Below are 22990 nucleotides of genomic sequence, written 5' to 3' on the forward strand. Positions count from 1 at the left end.
TACTTAAACTAAGTGAACTGAGGTGAATATGAGCTATTTTGAAGGCAAAACGGTGTTAGTGACTGGGGCTGCAACAGGAGTAGGGGAAGGCGTTGCCCAACGATTATATCAAGCGGGTGCAACAGTCTTTATAAGTGGGCGACAATTAGAACAGGTTAAAAAAACCGCTTACACAATCGATCCTACAGGTGAAAAAGTCATAGCATTACAAGCAGATATGACATCACCTGAGCAAGTTAAAAGCATGTTTGAAACAATATTAGCACAAACAGGCGCATTACATGGATTAGTGAATAATGCAGGTATTACAGGTCCGCATAATACATCGATTGTTGATTATAATATTGATGATTGGAAAGCGGTTATGGATACCGATATTAACGGCGTATTTTACGGATTGAAATATGGTATTCCGGCCTTACTAAGAAGTGGTGGAGGGAGTATCGTTAATTTATCTTCGACAAATGGTATTGTCGGTATTGCCGGAATTTCTGCTTATACTGCAGCCAAACATGCTGTGTTAGGGATCACCCGTTCAGCCGCCTTGGAATTTGCACAGCAAGGTATACGTGTGAATGCAATAGGGCCTGGGTATGTAGACACACCGCGAATGCAACAGTTACCGAATGAAGTCCGTCAATGGATGGCATCAACACATCCCATGAAGCGAATGGCAACGCGAAAAGAAGTGGCTAATATGGTGGCCTTTTTACTTTCAGATGAGAGTAGTTTTTCAACAGGCGCTTTTTATGCGGTAGATGGGGGATATACTGCGCAGTAGTTTTATCTTTGCGGGTAGTGTGAATCACTAATTAAGTGAATACATTGGTGAAAATAAAAAATCCTGAAGATTTCTCTTCAGGATCTTAAGATTCTGGTGGAGCTAAGCGGGATCGAACCGCTGACCTCTTGCATGCCATGCAAGCGCTCTCCCAACTGAGCTATAACCCCACATAATGGATTGTTCAAAAGTATATTGGTGGAGCTAAGCGGGATCGAACCGCTGACCTCTTGCATGCCATGCAAGCGCTCTCCCAGCTGAGCTATAGCCCCAACATACTGGAACGGGCTTGATAATAGGCAACAAGCACAATGCTGTCAATCACTTAATCTCACATTATTTATTGATTGATGAAAAAGAATACAAAAAAAGAGTCGCCGCTTAAAAATAAGTGACGACTCTTCGTTGTGAAATAAGATAATCAGCTCAATTAAGCTTGATTTTCTCTGTCAGTAATAAAATCTAATGCTTTATTAATACGAGCGATGCTACGAGCTTTACCAATAGCATGAACAGTAACATCTAGTGCAGGAGATTGGCCCGCACCTGTGACAGCAACACGTAGAGGCATACCGACTTTACCCATACCAACTTCTAATTCTTCAGCGGTTTCTTGGATTGCTTTATGTACATTTTCCGCTGTCCAATCAGTAATTGCTGATAATTTATCACGAACTACTTCTAATGGTTGACGAGCGACAGGACGTAAGTGTTTTTTCGCCGCGGTTTCTTCGAAACTATCAAAGTCGACATAAAAGTAGTGACAACTTTCCGCCATCTCTTTTAATGTTTTGCAACGCTCGCCGAGTAATTTAATCAATTCAACCAGTGATGGGCCATTACTAGTATCAATATTTTGTTGTTTGATATGCCAATCTAGGTGTACGGCTACTTGTTCAGCAGGTAAGGTATTAATATAGTGATGGTTTAACCAAAGTAATTTGTCAGTATTAAACGCACTTGCTGATTTACTAATAGCTTCTAAAGTGAAATCTTTAATCATTTCATCGATGCTAAAGATCTCTTGGTCGCCATGAGACCAACCTAAACGTACTAAGTAGTTTAATAACGCTTCTGGTAAATAACCGTCATCACGATATTGCATTACACTTACTGCGTTATAGCGTTTAGATAATTTTTTACCATCATCACCTAAGATCATGGATACGTGTGCATATTCAGGTACTGGAGCACCAAGTGCTTTTAATATATTGATCTGACGTGGGGTATTGTTGATATGATCTTCACCACGAATAACGTGTGTAATTTCCATATCCCAGTCATCAATCACTACACAGAAATTATAGGTAGGTGAACCATCAGTACGACGGATAATTAAGTCATCAAGCTCTTGGTTACTAAACTCAATCGGGCCACGAATTTTGTCATCAAAAATCACAGATCCTTCTTGAGGATTTAAAAAACGAACTACATGAGGTTCATCTGGGGTATGGTTGTGATCACCGTGACGGCAACAACCATCGTAGCGAGGTTTCTCACCTTTCGCCATTTGATCTTCACGTAGTTTCTCTAAACGTTCTTTAGAACAATAACAACGATAAGCAGTACCAGCTGCTAACATTTGATCGATAACTTGATTATAACGATCAAAGCGTTTGGTTTGATAGTAAGGACCTTCATCCCAGTTTAGATTTAACCAATTCATACCGTCCATAATTGCATCAATGGCAGGTTGAGTTGAACGTTCTAAATCGGTGTCTTCAATACGCAGTACAAACTCACCCTTGTTGTGACGGCTAAATAACCAGGAATACAGTGCAGTACGAGCACCACCAACATGTAGATAGCCTGTAGGACTTGGTGCAAAACGGGTTTTTATTTTACTCATTGAGATTGCCTTAGTACGTTTTACTTATATTCTTTCTTATATAAGGAGCCAAAAATAGAAGATAAGTAACCGTGATTATCAAAAAAACGAAATTGTTGCTTTATTTTATCACTGGATGCTAATTCCTCAATGGCATTAAGCTTTTAACCTGCAGAAAAATTTCAAATAGGTTATTTTTTGTTTGACGAAGTAACAACAACGGATTATTTTGGTTAATTGCTGTGTCAGTTATGGTGCTAAAAAAAGCATCTTGACTAAAAATAAAACGAACGATCATTTTTACGATAAAAAACCGATAAAAATCGTTGACTCATAGCGCAGTATCCCTATAATGCACCCCATCACGACGGGCGGTTAGCTCAGTTGGTAGAGCATCTCCCTTACAAGGAGGAGGTCGTTGGTTCGAGCCCAATACCGCCCACCATTATTATTCGTTGTGATAGTTGTATTATTTAATGTAATTGGGCGGTTAGCTCAGTTGGTAGAGCATCTCCCTTACAAGGAGGAGGTCGTTGGTTCGAGCCCAATACCGCCCACCAATTACATTAAAGCGTGGTAATGAGAATTTAGTCATTATGAAGTGGGCGGTTAGCTCAGTTGGTAGAGCATCTCCCTTACAAGGAGGAGGTCGTTGGTTCGAGCCCAATACCGCCCACCACTTCATCCGGTTATTTTACGCAATATCACACAGTTAGGTATGGGTCGTTAGCTCAGTCGGTAGAGCAGTTGACTTTTAATCAATTGGTCGGGCGTTCGAGTCGCCCACGACCCACCATTCCTAAATATACAACAAAGAGTAGTGAACATTGTGACGGGTCGTTAGCTCAGTCGGTAGAGCAGTTGACTTTTAATCAATTGGTCGGGCGTTCGAGTCGCCCACGACCCACCATTCACAATACTACCTCAAGTTTTACGTAAAATTATTAAATGGGTCGTTAGCTCAGTCGGTAGAGCAGTTGACTTTTAATCAATTGGTCGGGCGTTCGAGTCGCCCACGACCCACCATTTAATAATTAAGCGGGCGGTTAGCTCAGTTGGTAGAGCATCTCCCTTACAAGGAGGAGGTCGTTGGTTCGAGCCCAATACCGCCCACCACTTCTTTTTATATCATTCGATAAAAATTCCTTTATTATTCCTTATCCTTATCCTTATCCTTATCCTTATCCTTATCCTTATCCTTATCCATAGCACTCATTTTGTATTCAGGTCTGTTACTAGACTACATCGACCTATCTATCTTATCTATCTATCTGTCTGTCTGTCTACTTGGTGGTTTTATATCGAGCTGTGATCCCTGTTCTGTTCTCCTATTTATCGGTCTGAATTATTTTTGTGCTATCAGGGGTTGATTACCGACTTATTTACCCTACTAGTAGTGTTAAAAAGATTGATGATGAAATGATTATTTTAAAGGATTAGCAAAATTACTGAGAGAAATAGCTAAGATGATACTTTTATTGAGTGTACATAGGTTATTTAATTGCTTATAAGATAGTTTAAAAATAGCAACGTCAAGGATATTCGTTTTTTATCGCCTTGATATAGATAAGATTTTTAAATTAATTTTAAAAAAAAGTATTTTTTTATTGTTAGTTAATTATACGTATTATGGTTTTTATATGGGTTAAAATAAAAATAATTCAAAATTATCCTTTACAGTAAACACCCTTAATATTTTTAAGTGGTTAGTAACCAAATTATCTTTTTAATTAAAAATTATTATGTGTTTTTTCTGAAATATCGTTTTTTTGGTGCTATTTTTTGAACAAAATTTTTATATTAATTTGTTGATTTTAAAAGTTTATTTTAATTATTGATTTTTATCAAATCGCTATCTTTATGAATTCAAAAGAAAATGATCTATGCCAATAAACGACATTTTCATTTGTTTAGATGTTGTCTTAAAGGGGGAAATTCCTTTTTTACACGAAAAAAGAGAAAATTGTGTATATAGCAGAAAGATAAATTATATAAAAATATTAATGTTTGCAGAGAGGCAAAAATACGTTTTATAAGAAATAAGTATTTACACTTAGGATTAAAGGATTATCTAATTTTGAATTTTTAACAAAATGAGATCATTGTTAAATGGTCATTTAACAGCTTAATATAGCAAATATTTACCCTAAGTTACAATAACTGATAAGAAGTTCTTTTGTTTAAATATGTGGTTTGCGGAAGGTGGTAAAAAGCTATGCTGGCATATTTTTAGTAGAACATCAGATGTTCTATAAATTAAGAAATATATTATAACCATATGATATAAAATAGTTTTTATCATTTGTTCTTCTTTTTATGGTCTTTTTCTATTTGGATTCTCTTTAATAAGAGAACAAGAAAAAATATAAATAAATAATAATCCATAACTGAAATTATAATTCAAATTATAGTAAATAATAATTGGAAATTTATTTAAATTTAATAAGTACTCTAACGCTAAGTGTTTATGCTTATATAAATTAATTAACAAATGTTTAAAATTAGATCGAGTTCTATTACTTTATGAAAATCATGTAACTAATTGTTTCTATTAGTTTTAATCTGTGTCATTTTGTATTAATTAGAATTTATTGAGATTGCTCAATATTTTTTGTAAAAATGTAAAAAATGTTCTATTAACGAGGTTAATTCACAAATTTAAATAAATTAGACTGAAATTTATTGATTATTTTTTTGTCAATTTGATATATTTATTCGTAAATTATTGCATTGATAGAATATAAATCTAATGCATGAGTAATTCTAAAGATAAAAAAAGACTATATTTATATTTAATATATTATAACCTATTGATTAATATTGGATTTGTGACTTCTCCTAGGTATTAATAACTAGTGAGAGTAAAGGTGTAAGTTATTATTGTCATTTTTTGACTGGTTGAAAGTGTTTAAATGCGTAGTATATTATTTACATATGATAAGTGTTGTTATGAATTGTAATACTCTTATCAAGTCAAAATATTATTTTAATAAAATTAAAAAAGGTGCCCATGATATTATATTTTTTCATATATTATTAATGATGGCCCGCACTATTATAAATTAGATATCAATCAAAGTGAAAAGCGAGAACATATTATGAGTAACAAGTATCCAGTTGCTTACGCTGTTGGACAAAAAATAAAATCATTAAGAAAATCTCAAGGTTATACCGTATTTCAGTTAGCAAAAGAAATCGATATTAGTGAACAGCAATTATTTCGCTACGAACGTGGAGTTAATCGTATCGACATTGATTGCTTAGTTAAAGTCCTTGATGTGTTAGGCATTAATATAGGTAACTTCTTTGAAGATGTTATGGGGGGTATGGTTGATGTTCCTGAGAATAATGAACAACATATCCCAGCTCATTTCGACAATAAGGCTCTTTCTATTTTCTGATTGCAAGCTTTTAATTAGAAAGTTAGCTAGTATACAAATAATTAGATAAATAAGATGATTCTTATGAGAGTGTTAATCTAATTATTTAATAATAAGAATTATCTTATTATTAATTTACGCCTTGAATCTAAATAAAATGCCCTTAATGGGCATTTTTATTTTTTAACAGTAATAAGAATATCTAAATTATTCCATTAGTATAATAATATTGACTGTTACCTATAACATATCTTTTTTGTTGCTATTTCTACTGTTATTTATGACTAAAATTTTTTATATAAAAGATTGGTTAATTATATTTTTTAATATATAAAAAATTTCAGTAAAAATAAAATTAAAACTGGCTAGTTCAAAAAAACACTAATTTAGTAGAATATCATCATAAAAAGATTCATTTTTAGAAAATTAAGCTATATCAATTTTGTTCTGTTAATAATAAATAAAAAAATCGTAGTGAATAGGAGAATAATCTGTATTTTTACGTATCAGTGATCTTAGCTAAAAATACCAATACGTAAAAATGCCTGCTCGATAAGCAGGCATGAGGATATTAATAATTATCAACAAGGGATAATCAATTTTTTGTTGTTGTGCTTTCACCATGTTTTTGATGTCGATGATGCCCATCAATCATGCTGTGGAATGTTTGTGTAAAGGTATCGCCTAAAGTACATAAGTAGAAGTGTGCACAAATAAACATGAGTGCAACGATGCCTAATATAAAGTGTACTTTTAACATCCAATAGCCATAACCTAGGACTTCAGGGTATAAGCATAGTACGCCTGTGATAAGAAGTAGTGGAACTAACCCAAACATAACACCTAAGTAAGCAAGTTGTTGGAGAGGGTTAAATTTATCTGTTGCAGTCGCGGCAAAAGGATGTGGTTCACCTTTCATAATACCATAAAGATAAAAGCGAGCTTGCTTGATACAGCGTCCAATTAATCCTTGTGGTCTGACTTTGTAATGTACACCATTATTTGTGGTTAGGTTAATTACAACAAAACCTATCCAAAAAGCGATGAGAATAAAACCACAGATTTTATGTAGTAGTACCATCGATGGAACATTACCGATAGAAAAATGGCCTAACAATCCACTGATTAATAGAAGAATGAACAGTAAGGCATTACCCCAATGCCAAAAACGAATGGCTTTAGAGTATAAGTAAACACGCTCTTCTTCATAGTGACCACTTTGCTTAGGTGCCAGTGCATAACGTAAAAAACCATGTAGCACCAATATGGCTATCATGGCGACAATGATCAAACCTGCTGCAATTAACCATACAGGCCAGTAATCTGGCGTATAATAGAGTTCGGCTCCCCAGATACTTGTCATGCTTTATCTCCCTGATGGATCTCTTTACGGCGGAATAAATTTGGTTTTCCGACATTATCTAATTGGTATTGATAAACGGATTTCTGTTTGATCCAAGCTTGGATCTCGGGTGAGTCAATGCGACCAAATGCCAATGCATCAGTTGGACATACCGTTACACAAGCGGGTAACTCACCTTCTGTTAGTCGAGTATCAGCACAGAAATTACATTTATCGGCAATGTGTGTTAATGGATTGATATATCGAACGTGATAAGGACAAGCACCAACACAGTAATCACAGCCAATACAGAGCTCTTTTTTAACCTGTACAATGCCATTTTCATCAATAAATGAAGCACCTGTAGGGCAGACAGAAACGCAAGGCGCATCTTCACAATGTTGACAGGAAACTCGGAAAAATTGGTAATGTGGATCTCCTGCCTCATCATTATGAGGGCCTTGAATTTGTACTTGTAGTCGGCTGTATCCTTCAGGAATATCATTGATGACTTTACATGCTACGGTACAAGCTTGGCAGCCAATGCAACGTTTTTCATCGTGTAGCATGACAAATTGTTTAGAGTTGCTATTCATCGTTATTTTTTTCCTTAAGCCAGACTAATTTTGACGCCTGAAGTATGTACATCAGTGCCTGAAACAGGGCTAATTTCATGAGGTAATAAACTACTGCAGTGGATCCCATTTGTGGTTGCTGGCGTTTTTTCGCCGGTCTTAGAGCCTGAACCCATATAGACAAACACAGTGTCAGGACGAATACCTGTGGTAATTAAGGCATGGGCTTTTTCTTTGCCTACGCTATTTTCTAAAATGATCTCATCACCATGCTTAATTCCATGACTTTTTGCGGTATCAGGATGTAACCAGACAGGATTTTTCCACATTAGCTCTGCTAATAAAGGTACATATTGAGTCGCACCATTGGTATGTACTGCGACTTTTCCTTGGATAAAATAGAGTTCATCTTTTTGTTTTAATGGGAAGTTATGGAAACGAGGAATACCATAATTCTCTAATAGACTTTCTAACTCTTGCGAATAGATCTCAATAAGACCACTTGGTGATTTAAAAGAAAGAGATTTTTCCATCATATTGTTACTATCAACATGTTTGATAGCATCTGGGTATTGTGCAACAAAGGCTTTTACATAGGATGGTTCACGTAAAAGTAGCGGAATACCATAAGATAAATAGCCTTTTTGGTGGATCTCTTTATAGAGATTTTCATCCCCTTTAACTTGGTAAAGTTGACGAACTCCCATGTTTTCCCAAGGAAAATAACTCGCTAATCCCAGTTTTTTTCCTAATTCCATCCAAATTAACCAACTTGGTTTGGTATCACCAATAGGTTCGACAACTTGTTGTCTTAATGCATAAGCAGGATTTAAACCAGAGACATCAGAAATCTCTTCATCTCTTTCTAAATAAGTGCTTTCTGGTAACAGATAATCTGCATAAGATGCACTTTCACTTAAATACACATCACAACTGACAATTAAGTCGAGTTTTTGGGCTGTTTTTTCTAGATCAGGTCGGCAACTTACTGTTTGAAATGGATTATGGCGTGACATAATCCAAGCTTTGGTTTGGTAAGGTACACCATGGAGTGTGGAGTCAATGATAGATTGAACAATACCGCCGCCTTTATTGATATATTTAAATTGAGGCGCTGTAGCATCGACGCGTTTTGCCGTAATTTTAGGCATGCCTTTAACGGTTGGTTTAGCTAATTCAGGGGCAACGTCGATACCCGCTAATTTATTATATTTTGCAGCAGCTTTCTTTTGATACATGCCACCTTCACGTTCAATATTTCCCAGTAGGGCGTTGAAGGTGAAGATCATTCTGCGCATATTAATTTCATCTTTATTAAAGGTTGCGCGATGGCCTGGCATGACTAATGCGTGAGGAGCTTTAGCTGCAATTTCGCGTGTTATGCGAATAATATCTTTTGCGGGAACATCAGAGTGAGCTTGTGCCCATTCAGGCGTGGTATCTTGTAATACTTCCACTAATTGAGGGAAACCGACAGTAAATTTTTCTATAAAATCTTTATCATAAAGATTTTCTTTTACCATAATATGACACATGGCCATTAGAACAGGTAAGTCGCCTCCTGGTCGGATAGCAAACCACTCATTTGCTTTACTGGAAACAACAGACAATCGAGGATCAAAACTGACTAATTTTGCACCACGCTCTTGTGCCGTCATTAATTCATAGGTTTCTGCAACTTCAATTCCTTCATAAAGATTATGACCAAAAGAAAGAATATATTTAGAATTTGCGAGATCCATTTTTAAATCACCCCCCATCATTACCGATGCAGCAATGGCTTTGCCCGCAGGACAAGTTGATGCATGCGTAAAGGTGTTTGGTGACCCAAATGCCGCCGCTAAATGAAATAAATGAGAGGAGAGAGAGCCTGATTTTGATGAGAAAAAGATACTTTCAGCACCATAATGTTGTTTGATGCTTGCCATCTTTTCGGCAATTTCTGTATAAGCCTGTTCCCAGCTAATAACTTCCCATTCTCCGGCACCTCTAGGGCCTTTGCGTTTCATGGGCTTTACAATGCGTTTCGGATCATAAATAAGGCTAACACCACTGCCTCCTCTCGCACAGACTCGAGTTTTTTGATGTGGTGAATTTCGGTTACCTTGGATAAAGACAGTTTTGTTATTAACAACCTGAGCTTCTATAGGACAACGGTAAGAACACATCTCACACAAACTTGGTGTTAATTTAGACTGACCCTTAAGAGATGTTACTGGATTAAGTGCGAGGGCCCCTGGTGGTAAACTTCCCACCGTACAACCAACACATCCTATACCCATCCCCTTAATAAAAGAACGACGACTAATACTCATATAACCTCCAGTTTCTTCTTATAGCTAAATATTATATACAGTTGGTTAAATAAATATTTGATGGTGTCTTCAATTTATTCATTAATAAGTGATGAGTTAGTTGGAAATAATAAATAATAGCAACAAAGAAGTTAATAAATATCACAAAATAATTTAACAAATAGAGACAAAATAAAATGATAATTATTTTCTTCTAAGGCATTAGTTAGGGGCTGGTTATTGTTAAAGGAAATGAATTAAGAGTTTTATAAAAAAAACAACCATGCCTTTAATATTCATATGGTTATAGGAATGATTTATTCTTTTAAAGTGTATCTATAATATATTATTAAGGTAAGAAAAAATATTGATATAATTTCCAATCGATATATATTTTTATATATATCGGTGAAAGGTTTAATTGTAATTAAATTGTTATTGAAATAAAGACTAAACAAGTTTTTTAATTTTCTTAAGCTAAAGAAGTTATTTTATTATATTTGCTATAATGTCTTATTTTAATAATGAAATATCTATAAAAGATAGAATTAAATGTCAATTAAGATTTAATTTATCTAAGAGGTAGATAATTATGCCATCATAAAAAAGATAAGATAAATTATAATATATTATTCATTATGTATAATTTTTAATTAATTATATTAATGGTTATTGGATTGTATCTAGGGTGTCAAAATACGCTACTATTAAGTCGAGTAAATGTAACAATTTCACTTTTGTGTGAAATATTAAAGGCAATACAGATAGATAAGAATTGCCTTGTTCAGAGGTATGTTAGCGGGTTAGTTCAGCATAACGACTAACACCAATATCAATAACAGCGGATAAACTCTCGCATGCCATTTATCCGGTATACGTGATAAAAAACGTTCAGCTATTTTTAATCCTATCCATGTACTACAGATTAGAATAACGGCTGCTTTTATCCAAATATAGCCAACAAATCCAGCGCTATCCTCTAACGGGGTAGTGAAAGACAATAAGATATAAGTGAGTGTTGCCGTTAATGCTAAAGGGAATGTCAATGTGTTTGCCATGGCAGCCGATTGAGTCATTGACATACCTCTACGGCGTAATAAAGGTACGGTCATAACACTGCCACCTACACCTAAAAAAGCTGCAATAATGCCAATAATAGTGCCAGTTAACGCTTCTTTTTTGTTGGTTACTTTTTGTATTGCTTTGCGTGGTGCCATAAATCCGGGGCGAAAATAGCAATCTAAGATAGTAATAAATAGATAGCCAATAAAAATCCATCGGATCCATTCACCTTGGACGATTGAGGCAAGTAAGGCTCCGAAGATCCCACCGAATGCAATCCCCCAAAATAAGATCATAATTAATTTCCAATCTATTTTTTTAGCCTTATGGTGTTTCAGTGTCGTAATAATGGCGGAAAACAGCATAATGAGCGCAGAGGTAGCCACAGCAATTTGCATAGCATGTTCACCCGCTAAACTATCACCAGCCCAAAGTGTAAGAATCAGAGTATAGAGTAGGGGCACAGTAACAAAACCACCGCCAAAACCAAATAACCATGTAGTAATACCTGAAATTAAGCCAAAAGAGATCAGCCAAAGTATCATTTAAATTCTCCTGTCCATAACAGGTGATATAAGCTACCGAATATAGATTTGATTTACTTCTGTGGTGCAGACAGTGAAATAGGAATTTAGGCCAATTTATCGACAATAAAGGTTATTATTTTTGATAAGGCTTTATTAAATCACCAAACTCTCATTGGGTGTTGTTAATAAATAACCTATTCTTTATAGCGAGAATAAACAGTGGGTAAAATGATAGGTTGTTATAACTGGCGTTCCCTACAGGAATCGAACCTGTAACTAGCCCTTAGGAGGGGCTCGTTATATCCATTTAACTAAGGGAACATTTTGCGAGAGGGTGCTTAACTGTTTCTCAGTGTCCGTATAGTACCGTTTTTGTGGTGGAGGGATCAAGGTATTTAGTCATTGAGTTAGCAAGGTTTATTTTGTACTCAATGATAATACTGTCTTAATAGCTATTTCTATATTTTTATATTGTCACAGTAGATCGTAATAAAAATGATAAATATAAAATTAGTAGGTTAATTGAATGAGTCATAAAAAATTAAAGCAATAAACGGGAGGGAAATAAAATAAAGAAGGCTCCTACCCGTTTAATGTATACAAGCTAATAGCTTGTTAATATAGTGAGAGTGCTTTTGTTAAACTTTTTAAACACCGAAAGAGAATGTTAATACGGCCTCACCAATAAAATCGAGTCCATTACTAATATCTATCGCTTTTTTAGCCAACTCATCACGAGAAAGAATAAATGTATGAGATGTTTTCCCTGGCATAAATTTTGTGGTAAAAATTTCACCTGAGACCAATTTAAGAGATGCGGCTGATACATCCTCTTGTTGCTCTGATGTCCACCCATGAATATTATTTTTAACTAAGACAGATTCCCCTACTTCAGCTGTTTTAGGTGTTGCTCGGCTTATAAAAGCCGTTTTTCCGTCAACAGTTGCATCTTTCCAATTAAAAAATGAAGCCCCAACAGCTTTATCTGGGTTGGCTTTATCAACTAAGCGAAACCAAGCACTATCATAACTAGTATTATAATCAAGATCTACATCACCATATGTGTCAGTAGGTATAAAAGTCAAATAAGTTTTAGCATCACATTCAATACTGATGCTTGTTTCTGGTTTCATATCCACATATTGATAGTTTGAAGATTGTGGTATCAAGCTTGGTGATATGCGGCCATAGTCAAAGACAACTTCTGTATTGTTAGAACTATTGATTGTACAAGTTGGCGGTTTTATATCCCCATTGATCTGTAATTGAGCTGAAGGTGTTACAGCTAGCGCTGATGTTGATATAGCCGTAAATAAGGTAAAATAGAGAAAATTCTTTTTCATTTTACGCTTCCTTTCCGAGAGTGAGTAATGAATTATTAAGTTAGAGGATTACATGATATCCCTTTTAAATTATTATTTAAGTTTTAAAATTAAATATTTTCTTTTATTTTAGTCTATTTGATCAAATAATGATGCGATTGAAGTATATTTATTAAATAGTGTCTAATTAAAGCAATCATAAAATGTTTACTTTTAAGTAAAGCGTAGAGTGATTGTTAAAAATATTGTTATAAAAAGTATAATCATTTCGTTAATGGGGATGTTTTTATTTCTGTATATTTTAATAATGAGCAATAAATTTTTTAACGTTTTTTGATTTTATATTTAGTGGGGTATCAAAAAGAGATTATTAATAATGGCTTACTTATAATGTTATATTTATTACTCATTTTGTTTAAATGTTAAACGCCAAAATTAAATGTAATAGTAGCTTGACCTATATAATCTAAACCTTCAGAAATATCGATATCTTCTTTAGCAAGTTCTTGTTTAGACAAGATATATCCATAATCTGGATTGCTTTCTGTTCCTCCTGTCTCTAAAGTTGTACTAAAAACTTTTCCTGACGCTAGGTCTAAATAATCTTTATGAATGACAAATTGTGTTGCATTTGTCCAACCCATTATAGCATCTTTAACGATAATGTTAGACTTCCATTTTTCTTGTTCCTTTACTCTTCCGAAGAAAGTTTTTTTACCATCAATTTCAATATTATAGGCCCTAATTAAAAAGCCCCCAACTTCTTGTTGATTATTTTTTGCATTCACTAACCCAAAAGTACCGCTTTTCCATGTGCCGGCTTTATTTGCTGTAAATAAATCTGAAACTGTAAATGTTAAAAAAGTATCTACATCGCAGATTATTTTAATATCTCTACGTTGAGAGCCTAAAGCATATTTAGCATTTTCAGGAATAATTGATGGAGATATATTTCCATAATCAAAAAGGATCTCCTGATTACCCCCATTGATGGCGCATGTTGGTGGCTTGATATCTCCATTAATTTGTAACTTAGCTGAAGGTATCGCCGCAAAACTTGATGATGATACGATGGTCAGTAAGGCCAAATAGAGAAATTTTTTCTTCATTATATTCTATCCTAATATGGAAAATGATAATTTAAATATTGATAGTCTAGTCATGATAGCATTATTTAACTATAATTTAATAAGCTAATTAATTTTTATAGCTATTATTTCTATTTTTATCTATTTATGATTATCTTTAATTAATTATTTTTTAATTAATTCTAATTTTGATTATCATAATTATTAAAATCTAGATAAATGATTTTTATGTTTTATTTTAATAGAGAAGTGTGTATACGCATTTTTATGTTTTTTATATTTTGATATAAAGTGAATTAAAGTAATAAATAACATTGTGTATTTGTTATAGAGATAGACACTTTAAGGTAAGAGAATTCTTAGCTTGATTATTGCTATTTACTTCCTCTTTTGATTGCGTAACTATAGCTGACTCTGTACGAAAAGTGACCAAAAATATTTTTATTAATAGGGCATAGTTAGCTCTATTGGGTAAAAATAAATCCCGAATGTTCTTATAAGATTAAAAACGAATAACAGTATCACTTATCGCCTATTGACAGTATTATATGTAAAGATGATGAATAGTGACCTATGCTCTGATTATCATAGGACAGTTAGCGGAGAACATTATGAAGTATCGCCTGTGCGGTGTTGCTCTTTTAGTAGCTTTACTTTCAGGATGTGCAAGCACACCTAACAATGGTGACAGTCGTTCTGATCCCTTGGAAGGGTTTAACCGCCAGATGTTTAATTTTAACTATTATGTTTTAGATCCTTACGTATTACGACCTGTAGCCGTAGTATGGCGTGATTATGTTCCACCACCAGCACGTAATGGACTATCGAATTTCTTAGGTAACCTTGAAGAGCCAGCAAGTATGCTAAATAGCATCTTACGTGGAGATTTTGAAAAAGGGGCTAAGCATTTCGGACGTTTTTGGATCAATACCGTATTTGGTATTGGTGGTTTAATCGATGTTGCAGGAATGTCTAGAGAGTCAATGGAAAAAGAAGTTCCTGTAAGGTTTGGTAGTACGTTAGGGCATTATGGTGTGGGATATGGCCCTTATGTGGTATTACCGGGCTATGGCAGCTTTACAGTACGAGAAGAGGGGGGCGATTGGGCTGATGCCACCTATCCAGTACTGAGTTACCTCACTTTCTGGATGTCTGCGGGTAAATGGGCCCTTGAAGGTATTGAAACGCGAGCTCAATTATTAGATTCAGATGCAATTTTACAAAACTCATCTGATCCATATTTAATGATGCGTGAAGCCTATTTCCAAAAAAATGATTTCGATGCTAATGGCGGGAAAACAGGTGAAAATCCAAACGCAAAAGCGATTGAAGATGATTTAGATTCTATCGATTAATCTGTTTATCTGGTTGTTTAAATAAAAAATGGTCTTTTTTAAGACCATTTTTTGTATTTAAAGTAGCAAATCAGCTTAGAAGCGATAGTTAAAGTTCATACCGTATAACCATGCTTTACCTGATGATTCAAATTCATAAGCCGGCAATGGTAAGCTTTCAGATAGCTTCTCTTTAATTGTCACTTTCTTACCGTGCATATAGGCTAAACCAACATCCACAGACATATCTTTATTAAATGCGTAGGTTGCCCCCGCACTTAACCAGAAGCGATCTTGGTCAGGGATCGAGATAGAGCGCTTATCAGCAGGAACAGGACTATCATCAAAGGCAATACCGGTGCGGAATGTCCAATTATCATCATGGTAATAAGTGGTTCCTAATGCAATACGCCATGCATCACGGAAGCCTTCTTCTTTGTTGAAGAGTTGCTGGCCATCACTTTTACGTGTTGCTCTTAACTCTTTAAACTCACTCCAACTGGTATAAGCTAAATTATAATGGACAGCCCATTTAGGGGCGACACGGTGGTAAGCGGCAAATTCCCAAATCTCCGGTAGGTTAAGATCAAGTTTACCTTTGATGGTGTCTCCATTAGTACCAATCACTCCCATTCCTTCTAGTGCGGGTAATGAGCGGATATCACTTTGGTACTCACCATCTTTAAATTTCACTTTTACTTTAGAGCGATAAGTGAAGCTGATACGGTTATCTTCATCAAACTCATATAATAAACCGGCGTTCCAGCCAAAGCCCCAAGCATCCCCTTTTAATTGTGCAAAGCGATCACTTGGCGATAAGCTTGATAAATAACGGCCTAATCCCTGATAGTTAGGATCTGGATGTTGAGATAAGGTACCACCCAATAGCTTACCTGCTTCACCTACATGGCGGGTAATTTCAGCATCAGCATAGAGCGCATTTAAGCCTAAACCGACACTAAATTGTTTATTAACTCGATAACCTGCACTTAAATTTAAGTTCATGGTTTTTAAATCAGTTTTACCGCCAATTAAACCAGCTGGGTAATCTTTTTTAAAGTCGGTAGCTAAACCAAAGTTAGTGGTACCTGATGCACCAATTGCCCATTTATCGTTGATAGGCGCAACAAAGTGAATATTGGGAACTAAAGCACTTGGGGCGATATCGCCAGCATTAGTGCTGGCATGATTACCTAAAGGGGATTTACCTTTAATATCAACACTGGGATTAATATGGATAGCACCAACGGAAAACTCAGGACGATCAAACATGGTCAATGCGGCAGGGTTTCGACTACCTACACTCGCATCATCTGCAATAACGCCTTCTCCTGAAAAAGCACGACCTAGTGCTGAAGTTGAATATTCATTTAACTGAAAACCGGCAGCGCTTGCATAAGAGGAAAGTGTTCCTACAATGGCAGCGAGAGCTGTGCGAGTAAACAGGTTTTTACGGTTCATGACCTAAACCCTCATAATTTTTTTAAATAAGTAACTTCTGATTAGAAGCGCTGGATTTTAGGTGCGGTTGTCGTTATGACAAATCAGACCAGTTGCTTAAGTATAAAGATGAATAGTGGTGATGTTGCAAGTTTGTTTTATATATATTTCCATTTTGATTTAAAATTTGGGATTTGGTTAACATTAATTTTACATTAAATGCCAATAAAGATGGTTTTGCTTATTAAATGAATAGTGAAATCAATTTTTTTTGTAAAATTGTAGGTTAATTTGAGCTAACGCAGGTTATTTTATTTTTTTGCTATTATGATAGATAATTAACACTTCTTTTGTTGGGAGACTAAAATGGCAGACGCAATTAATCGTTGTAATGCAGAAGAAACAGCTGCTTGTTGTTGTGTTGATGTTGGTACTATTATCGACAACAAAAATTGTACCGCATCTTATCAGCACGTTTTTGCCGATAAGGCTCAAGCTGAAGCGATGTTAAATGAGCTAACAGCTAAAGCTAATGCCACTGCATCTGAACCTTGCCAAATTAAACATCAATTTGCTGATGTTGAAGGTGGCGTTCAATTAACCGCTGATTTTACTTTCTCTTGTGAAGCAGAAAATCTGATCTTCCAATTAGGATTACGTTAATCCTTTGAAATTAAACTTCTTCAAGGCTATTGAAATTCAGTAGCCTTTTTTATTTTTTATCATTATTTATTCCTTCCTTTTATTGTTTTCTTCGAGTTACAGCTAATTGAATGAAATAATGAGCGCTAACTCCCACTTCTTATAAAATGATGTTTCTGATAAGTGAAAATTTTGTTAACTCTATTAATCAGGTCAGACCTCTTTGGTGTTAGGAATTCATTTTGTCAGGAGTCGTTATGAAGTCATCAGCGAGCAGTACCATAAAAGATCGTGTTGCGATTGTCAGTGGATTGCGTCTCCCATTTGCTAAACAAGCAACCGCTTATCGGGGGATCCCTGCGGTTGAGCTGGGGCGCTCGGTTGTACAAGAATTAGTGATCCGTAATGAAATTCCTCCTGAAATTATTGATCAACTGGTGTTTGGTCAAGTAGTACAAATGCCTGCCGCACCGAATATTGCCCGCGAAATTGTACTTGGCGCAGGGCTAAGTGTAAAAACAGATGCTTATAGTGTAACCCGTGCTTGTGCAACGAGTTTTCAGGCTATTGCTAATGTGGCTGAAAGTATGTTGGCAGGTCATGTTTCAGTGGGTATTGCTGGTGGCGCAGATTCATCTTCTGTATTACCGATTGGCGTGAGTAAAAAATTAGCCGATGTTTTACTCAGTTTAAGTAAAGCGAAAACATTAGGGCAACGGCTTAGTTATTTAAGTCAACTACGTTTTGGTGATCTGCTACCCGTTGCACCCGCAGTGGCTGAGTATTCCACAGGATTGCGTATGGGGGATACTGCTGAGCAGATGGCTAAGACTTATCATATTTCAAGAGTTGCGCAAGATGAATTAGCACATCGCTCTCATCAATTAGCTGCCAAAGCGTGGGAAATGGGAAAATTAAATGACGAAGTTATGACGGCATTTTTCCCACCCTATAAATCAGGTTTTCATCAAGATAATAATATCCGCAAAAATTCTGTACTTGATTCTTACGCAAAACTGAAGCCTGCCTTTGATAGGCGCCACGGTAGTGTGACAGCGGCTAATAGTACGCCCCTTACGGATGGTGCTGCTGCTGTGCTAATGATGAAAGAGTCCGTTGCCAAAAGTTTAGGCTATCAACCTTTAGGTTATCTACGTAGTTATGCTTTTACCGCCATTGATGTCTGGAAAGATATGTTGCTGGGGCCTTCTTATGCGACTCCGTTAGCACTATCAAGAGCCGGTCTTACTTTGAGTGATTTAACACTAATAGATATGCATGAAGCTTTCGCGGCTCAAACGTTGAGTAACTTAACCTTATTTGCAAGTGATAAATTTGCTCAAGAGCAACTTGGACTGTCAAAAGCAATAGGCGAAGTTGATATGGATAAATTCAATGTTCTTGGTGGCTCTATTGCTTATGGACACCCCTTTGCTGCAACAGGGGCGAGAATGGTGACTCAAACATTACATGAACTGAAACGCCGAGGTGGTGGCTTTGGTTTAACAACAGCTTGTGCTGCGGGTGGATTGGGTGCAGCGATGATTTTGGAGGTGGAATAATGGCGACTCAACAAAGGATACAAACCTCATCAGAGAAATCACCGGTATTCCAGTTTTCAGTGCGTCCCGATAAGGTCGGAATTATCACCATTAATGTTGTAGATGAAAAGGTCAATACACTGAAAGCTGCTTTTGTTGAACAGTTTCAAAATGTATTAAAACAGGCTCAGCAACATTCAGGTGTAAAAGGATTAATTATCACCTCAGGTAAACCTGATAATTTTATTGCTGGTGCTGATATATCAATGATTGCAGATTGCAAAACCAAAGAAGAGGCCACCGCATTAGCGAAAGCAGGACAAGATCTTTTTACTCAATTAGAAAATTATCCTTTGCCTGTCGTCGCAGCCATCAATGGCGCCTGTTTAGGTGGGGGATTAGAACTAGCATTAGCCTGCCATGGGCGAATTTGCTCCGATAACAGTAAAACACGTTTAGGCCTTCCGGAAGTTCAATTAGGATTACTACCAGGTTCGGGGGGAACCCAAAGATTACCACGTTTAATAGGGGTTACGATCGCTTTAGATATGATCTTAACTGGACGACAAATTAATGCCAAACGGGCTTTCAAGCTTGGCTTAGTTGATGACGTTGTACCACAAGCTATTTTATTAGATGTTGCAGCCCAATGGATTTTAACAGCTAAAAAAGCTGCTAAAAAACAGACTATTATGGAGCGTTTTTGGGCAAATACCACATTAGGAAGAAATATCCTCTTTGATCAAGCTAAAAAGCGCACTTTAGCTAAAACCAAAGGTCATTACCCAGCGGCAGAGCGTATTCTTCACGTTATTGAACGAGGCTTAGAGAAAGATATTCAAACAGGTTTTAAAGAAGAAGCTAATGCGTTTGGTGAATTAGCCATGACCCCGGTTTCATCTGCATTACGGCATCTCTTTTTTGCCTCAACAGCATTGAAAAATGAAACAGGATCATCTGCAAAGCCAGATAACTTACACCATATAGGTATTTTAGGTGGGGGGTTAATGGGGGGCGGTATTGCTTTTGTGACAGCAACAAAAGGTAATTTACCCGTTAGAATTAAAGATATTAGTGATAAAGGTATTGCGCAGGCACTTAACTATAGTTGGAAAGCGTTATCAACTAAGGTCAAGAAAAAACGGCTCCCTGCTCGTGAACGCCAAAGACAAATGGGGTTATTATCAGGGACATTGGATTATAGCGGTTTCCATCAAACTGACCTTATTGTCGAAGCTGTTTTTGAAGATTTGGCTTTAAAGCAAAAAATGGTGGCTGATATTGAAGCCTTAGGTGAAGGCAAGATCATCTTTGCTTCAAATACTTCTTCTCTTCCTATCCATAAAATTGCTGAAAAAGCACAATATCCAGAAAAAATAATTGGGCTGCACTATTTTAGTCCCGTTGAAAAAATGCCCTTAGTTGAAGTGATCCCTCATGAAAAAACGGATGCTAAGACAATCGCCACAACCGTTGCTTTTGCTAAAAAACAAGGCAAAGTTGCCATTGTGGTAGGAGATAAACCCGGTTTTTATGTCAATCGAATTCTCGCCCCTTATATTAGTGAAGCCTTAACCTGTTTGGTTGAAGGGGAAACGATAGAGAATATTGACAAAGCATTAGTTCAATTTGGCTTTCCAGTCGGCCCCATTCAACTTTTAGATGAAGTGGGAATTGATATTGGTACTAAAATAACGCCTATTTTAGTTAATGAGTTTGGTGAGCGTTTTGCATCTCCTCCCGCGGTGGATGCGATTATTGCGGATGACAGAAAAGGGCGTAAAAACGGTCGTGGTTTTTATCTCTATAATCAGCATGCCTTACCTTTCTCTTTAGGAAAAAATAAAAAGCGTGCAGATCCGATGATTTATCGCTTATTACAGGTTAAACCTAAAAATCAGTTATCGGCTTCAGAAATAACTGAACGTTGTTTATTGCTTATGCTTAATGAAGCAGTTCGTTGTTTAGATGAAAACATTATTCAACAACCTAGGGATGGTGATATTGGTGCTGTTTTCGGTATTGGTTTTCCTCCCTTCTTTGGTGGACCATTCCGGTATATAGATAGTATGGGAACAACAAAAATAGTCGATAAGCTTAATCAATTAACTGAAAAATACGGTGAAAAGTTCCAGCCATGTGAGCGATTAGCGGCAATGGCCAAGTTAAATGAACGATTCTATAGCTAGCTATCTATTCTATAATGCAATGAGTAGAAAGGATGATTAAGGCGCTTATGCGCCTTTTTTTGTATCTGTATAATTGATGTGCAGTTCACACATTGGGCGAGGGTTTACGGCGTTTTTCGCTAAATTAAGCTCTGATTAAACAAGGTTTTATCATTAATGAAAAATCGGCTCATAAATGTTAATGATAGCTGAGTGAAAAGTGTTTTTGGGGGATAATAAACGCCAATGGGATATTCTAAAGACAGTTTGTTTTAATAAGAGATTAAATATAATTTTTTGGTGTTAAAATATACCAAATAGAGCAAATTTACTGGATAAAATAGCGTATTATTTGTTGGGGGTTTTTGGTCAAAACTAGATATTTGTTATTCTTACTTGCTTTATGTATTGATCCCCTTAGAAATGATAACAACAAAATAGGTTTATATTGATTATGCAAATTTTTATTATGCGCCACGGTGAGGCTACTTTTGATGCGCCCAGTGATGCACTACGATCTTTAACAGAGCGTGGTGAATATGAATCATTAACCATGGCGAATTGGATGACACAGCAAGAGCATAGTATTGATTATGTTTTAGTTAGTCCTTATTTGCGGGCACAACAAACACTTAATGTTGTGCAACAAGGCTTAGTATTACCCGCTAAGATAGAAACCGATGAAGGGCTTATTCCTGGGGGTAATCCTGATCATATTGCACATTATTTAAGGGCATTAGGGGAAGTGGGATATCACAATATTCTAGTTATATCACATCTACCTTTAGTGGGGTATGTCGTGGCAGAGCTTTGTCCAACAGTGAGTGCTCCGATGTTTTCTACCTCAACGATTGCTTGTGTTGATTTTGATTTATCAACAGGCTCGGGGAAATTGCTGTGGCAAGTCTCCCCAGCAAACTTAAAACAAATTACCGAATAAAGTCTATATGTTATTTATATTGTTCTGATTTATTCGGTGATGTTAACGACGCGCAATATCATCATTTTCGACTAACAGCAATAGTGCAGCATCACCTCCCCACTCTTTTGGTGCTTGATGAAAAGCAATAATATCAGGGTGTTGAGCTAACCAAAGAGGGGTTTGCTGTTTTAAAATATGTTTACCATGCCCATGCATAATACAGGCACAATACACATGCTCTCTTCTACAGGCCGCGATTAAGGCACCAATTTCTTGTTTGGCGATTAATTGTGTTAATCCATGTAAATCTAAAAAAAACTCTGGTACATAATCACCACGACGCAATTTTTTTAGCTCGTACGCATTTGCCCCTTCTCTTAAATAACGCATCGGGCCTTCTGTTGCCAAGTTAGGTTGAAACTCATCGGAGAAATAGTAAGAAGCATCTATTTGCTCTTGCTGTAATCGCTCTGTTGGATAATGAGTCACTTTTTTTCGCGGTGTTTGGTGGCGTATTTTATCTTGTGGGAGCTTTTTGGTGCCTTTTATCATCTCCTGAAATAATTCTATTTCTGAAGGAGGTAATATGAATTTTTTGTTCATTTTTAGCGTTCTTCATCATTGCTATCATCTATATCTATGAATAATAGTACCTTAAATATAAGGGGAGATAAAAAACTATTGTTAAATAGATGAAACAAAAAAGGCAGGGGGGATCCCTGCCAAAATAGTCACATAGCTAGC

16 protein-coding genes and 10 tRNA genes are annotated in these 22990 nt (G+C 36.0%); 14 read left to right on the forward strand and 12 right to left on the reverse strand.

Annotation, left to right across the window (positions count from 1 at the left end; all coding sequences use genetic code 11):
* Positions 1–28 precede the first annotated feature (28 nt).
* Complete coding sequence (locus AACV01_RS13850; RefSeq protein WP_004248416.1) at positions 29–781, forward strand: SDR family NAD(P)-dependent oxidoreductase; 753 nt, start codon at positions 29–31, stop codon at positions 779–781.
* A gap of 94 nt (positions 782–875) precedes the next feature.
* On the opposite strand, the gene AACV01_RS13855 is transcribed toward AACV01_RS13850, so the two are convergent.
* From AACV01_RS13855 to gltX, 3 genes are all read right to left on the reverse strand, one after another.
* Positions 876–951 (reverse strand) — tRNA-Ala (locus AACV01_RS13855).
* A 26-nt stretch (positions 952–977) separates the two neighbouring features.
* Positions 978–1053: transfer RNA gene (locus AACV01_RS13860), tRNA-Ala, on the reverse strand.
* 158 nt (positions 1054–1211) lie between these two features.
* On the reverse strand, positions 1212–2630 hold the full coding sequence (gene gltX / locus AACV01_RS13865) for a glutamate--tRNA ligase (protein ID WP_004243784.1): 1419 nt from the start codon (positions 2628–2630) through the stop codon (positions 1212–1214).
* 348 nt (positions 2631–2978) lie between these two features.
* On the opposite strand from gltX, the gene AACV01_RS13870 reads away from it, so the two are divergent.
* From AACV01_RS13870 to AACV01_RS13905, 8 genes are all read left to right on the forward strand, one after another.
* Positions 2979–3054, forward strand: a tRNA-Val gene (locus AACV01_RS13870).
* Positions 3055–3093: 39 nt separating this feature from the next.
* Positions 3094–3169 (forward strand) — tRNA-Val (locus tag AACV01_RS13875).
* 43 nt (positions 3170–3212) lie between these two features.
* Positions 3213–3288, forward strand: a tRNA-Val gene (locus AACV01_RS13880).
* A 41-nt stretch (positions 3289–3329) separates the two neighbouring features.
* Positions 3330–3405, forward strand: a tRNA-Lys gene (locus AACV01_RS13885).
* A gap of 38 nt (positions 3406–3443) precedes the next feature.
* Positions 3444–3519: transfer RNA gene (locus tag AACV01_RS13890), tRNA-Lys, on the forward strand.
* A 40-nt stretch (positions 3520–3559) separates the two neighbouring features.
* A tRNA-Lys gene (locus AACV01_RS13895) sits at positions 3560–3635 on the forward strand.
* 14 nt (positions 3636–3649) lie between these two features.
* A tRNA-Val gene (locus AACV01_RS13900) sits at positions 3650–3725 on the forward strand.
* A 1982-nt stretch (positions 3726–5707) separates the two neighbouring features.
* Entirely contained in the window at positions 5708–6010 is a 303-nt protein-coding gene (locus AACV01_RS13905; protein ID WP_004243781.1) for a helix-turn-helix domain-containing protein, read from the forward strand.
* 574 nt (positions 6011–6584) lie between these two features.
* Here the strand turns inward: AACV01_RS13905 and phsC are convergent.
* From phsC to AACV01_RS13940, 7 genes are all read right to left on the reverse strand, one after another.
* Positions 6585–7352, reverse strand: a complete 768-nt coding sequence (gene phsC, locus AACV01_RS13910; RefSeq protein WP_004248413.1) for a thiosulfate reductase cytochrome B subunit — start codon at positions 7350–7352, stop codon at positions 6585–6587.
* Complete coding sequence (locus tag AACV01_RS13915) at positions 7349–7927, reverse strand: 4Fe-4S dicluster domain-containing protein (protein WP_004243779.1); 579 nt, start codon at positions 7925–7927, stop codon at positions 7349–7351. The genes phsC and AACV01_RS13915 overlap by 4 nt, the downstream gene beginning before the upstream one ends.
* A gap of 14 nt (positions 7928–7941) precedes the next feature.
* On the reverse strand, positions 7942–10221 hold the full coding sequence (gene phsA / locus AACV01_RS13920) for a thiosulfate reductase PhsA (protein WP_036907778.1): 2280 nt from the start codon (positions 10219–10221) through the stop codon (positions 7942–7944).
* Positions 10222–11003: 782 nt separating this feature from the next.
* Positions 11004–11807 (reverse strand): sulfite exporter TauE/SafE family protein, encoded by an 804-nt coding sequence (locus tag AACV01_RS13925; RefSeq protein ID WP_161683119.1) that lies wholly within the window; start codon positions 11805–11807, stop codon positions 11004–11006.
* A 228-nt stretch (positions 11808–12035) separates the two neighbouring features.
* Positions 12036–12110: transfer RNA gene (locus AACV01_RS13930), tRNA-Arg, on the reverse strand.
* A gap of 326 nt (positions 12111–12436) precedes the next feature.
* On the reverse strand, positions 12437–13132 hold the full coding sequence (locus AACV01_RS13935) for a hypothetical protein (protein WP_060554775.1): 696 nt from the start codon (positions 13130–13132) through the stop codon (positions 12437–12439).
* A gap of 401 nt (positions 13133–13533) precedes the next feature.
* Positions 13534–14220, reverse strand: a complete 687-nt coding sequence (locus tag AACV01_RS13940; RefSeq protein WP_161683121.1) for a fimbrial protein — start codon at positions 14218–14220, stop codon at positions 13534–13536.
* A gap of 590 nt (positions 14221–14810) precedes the next feature.
* Between AACV01_RS13940 and mlaA the strand changes: the two genes are divergently transcribed.
* Complete coding sequence (gene mlaA / locus AACV01_RS13945; protein ID WP_004248410.1) at positions 14811–15554, forward strand: phospholipid-binding lipoprotein MlaA; 744 nt, start codon at positions 14811–14813, stop codon at positions 15552–15554.
* Between the two features lie 75 nt (positions 15555–15629).
* Here mlaA and fadL read toward each other — a convergent pair whose 3' ends face one another.
* On the reverse strand, positions 15630–16994 hold the full coding sequence (fadL, locus tag AACV01_RS13950) for a long-chain fatty acid transporter FadL (protein ID WP_104836551.1): 1365 nt from the start codon (positions 16992–16994) through the stop codon (positions 15630–15632).
* Positions 16995–17339: 345 nt separating this feature from the next.
* Between fadL and AACV01_RS13955 the strand changes: the two genes are divergently transcribed.
* The 4 genes from AACV01_RS13955 to sixA all read left to right on the forward strand — a co-directional run bounded on the left by AACV01_RS13955 (position 17340) and on the right by sixA (position 22264).
* The gene (locus tag AACV01_RS13955; RefSeq protein ID WP_004243769.1) at positions 17340–17636 is read left to right on the forward strand and encodes a YfcZ/YiiS family protein; all 297 of its coding nucleotides are present in this window, start codon (positions 17340–17342) and stop codon (positions 17634–17636) included.
* Positions 17637–17872: 236 nt separating this feature from the next.
* Positions 17873–19177 (forward strand): acetyl-CoA C-acyltransferase FadI, encoded by a 1305-nt coding sequence (gene fadI / locus AACV01_RS13960; RefSeq protein WP_004243765.1) that lies wholly within the window; start codon positions 17873–17875, stop codon positions 19175–19177.
* The gene (gene fadJ / locus AACV01_RS13965; protein WP_161683123.1) at positions 19177–21345 is read left to right on the forward strand and encodes a fatty acid oxidation complex subunit alpha FadJ; all 2169 of its coding nucleotides are present in this window, start codon (positions 19177–19179) and stop codon (positions 21343–21345) included. The genes fadI and fadJ overlap by 1 nt, the downstream gene beginning before the upstream one ends.
* A gap of 433 nt (positions 21346–21778) precedes the next feature.
* Entirely contained in the window at positions 21779–22264 is a 486-nt protein-coding gene (sixA, locus tag AACV01_RS13970; RefSeq protein WP_049203530.1) for a phosphohistidine phosphatase SixA, read from the forward strand.
* Positions 22265–22306: 42 nt separating this feature from the next.
* On the opposite strand, the gene smrB is transcribed toward sixA, so the two are convergent.
* Positions 22307–22849 carry an endonuclease SmrB gene (gene smrB / locus AACV01_RS13975; RefSeq protein WP_004243759.1) on the reverse strand — a complete coding sequence of 181 codons (543 nt, stop codon included), beginning with the start codon at positions 22847–22849 and terminating at the stop codon, positions 22307–22309.
* Positions 22850–22990: the final 141 nt, after the last annotated feature.

Origin of the sequence: Proteus sp. G2609 (assembly GCF_963896135.1) — a bacterium.
Taxonomy (GTDB): Bacteria; Pseudomonadota; Gammaproteobacteria; order Enterobacterales; family Enterobacteriaceae; genus Proteus; species Proteus mirabilis.

Excerpts from the sequence above, each read along its gene's own strand:
- phsA (WP_036907778.1), bottom strand. The coding sequence starts at position 10,221 with ATGAGTATTAGTCGTCGTTCTTTTATTAAGGGGATGGGTATAGGATGT.
- fadJ (WP_161683123.1), top strand. The coding sequence starts at position 19,177 with ATGGCGACTCAACAAAGGATACAAACCTCATCAGAGAAATCACCGGTA.
- fadL (WP_104836551.1), bottom strand. The coding sequence starts at position 16,994 with ATGAACCGTAAAAACCTGTTTACTCGCACAGCTCTCGCTGCCATTGTA.
- AACV01_RS13925 (WP_161683119.1), bottom strand. The coding sequence starts at position 11,807 with ATGATACTTTGGCTGATCTCTTTTGGCTTAATTTCAGGTATTACTACA.
- smrB (WP_004243759.1), bottom strand. The coding sequence starts at position 22,849 with ATGAACAAAAAATTCATATTACCTCCTTCAGAAATAGAATTATTTCAG.
- AACV01_RS13935 (WP_060554775.1), bottom strand. The coding sequence starts at position 13,132 with ATGAAAAAGAATTTTCTCTATTTTACCTTATTTACGGCTATATCAACA.
- fadI (WP_004243765.1), top strand. The coding sequence starts at position 17,873 with ATGAAGTCATCAGCGAGCAGTACCATAAAAGATCGTGTTGCGATTGTC.
- phsC (WP_004248413.1), bottom strand. The coding sequence starts at position 7,352 with ATGACAAGTATCTGGGGAGCCGAACTCTATTATACGCCAGATTACTGG.
- AACV01_RS13850 (WP_004248416.1), top strand. The coding sequence starts at position 29 with ATGAGCTATTTTGAAGGCAAAACGGTGTTAGTGACTGGGGCTGCAACA.
- AACV01_RS13955 (WP_004243769.1), top strand. The coding sequence starts at position 17,340 with ATGGCAGACGCAATTAATCGTTGTAATGCAGAAGAAACAGCTGCTTGT.
- mlaA (WP_004248410.1), top strand. The coding sequence starts at position 14,811 with ATGAAGTATCGCCTGTGCGGTGTTGCTCTTTTAGTAGCTTTACTTTCA.
- AACV01_RS13905 (WP_004243781.1), top strand. The coding sequence starts at position 5,708 with ATGAGTAACAAGTATCCAGTTGCTTACGCTGTTGGACAAAAAATAAAA.
- AACV01_RS13915 (WP_004243779.1), bottom strand. The coding sequence starts at position 7,927 with ATGAATAGCAACTCTAAACAATTTGTCATGCTACACGATGAAAAACGT.
- AACV01_RS13940 (WP_161683121.1), bottom strand. The coding sequence starts at position 14,220 with ATGAAGAAAAAATTTCTCTATTTGGCCTTACTGACCATCGTATCATCA.
- gltX (WP_004243784.1), bottom strand. The coding sequence starts at position 2,630 with ATGAGTAAAATAAAAACCCGTTTTGCACCAAGTCCTACAGGCTATCTA.
- sixA (WP_049203530.1), top strand. The coding sequence starts at position 21,779 with ATGCAAATTTTTATTATGCGCCACGGTGAGGCTACTTTTGATGCGCCC.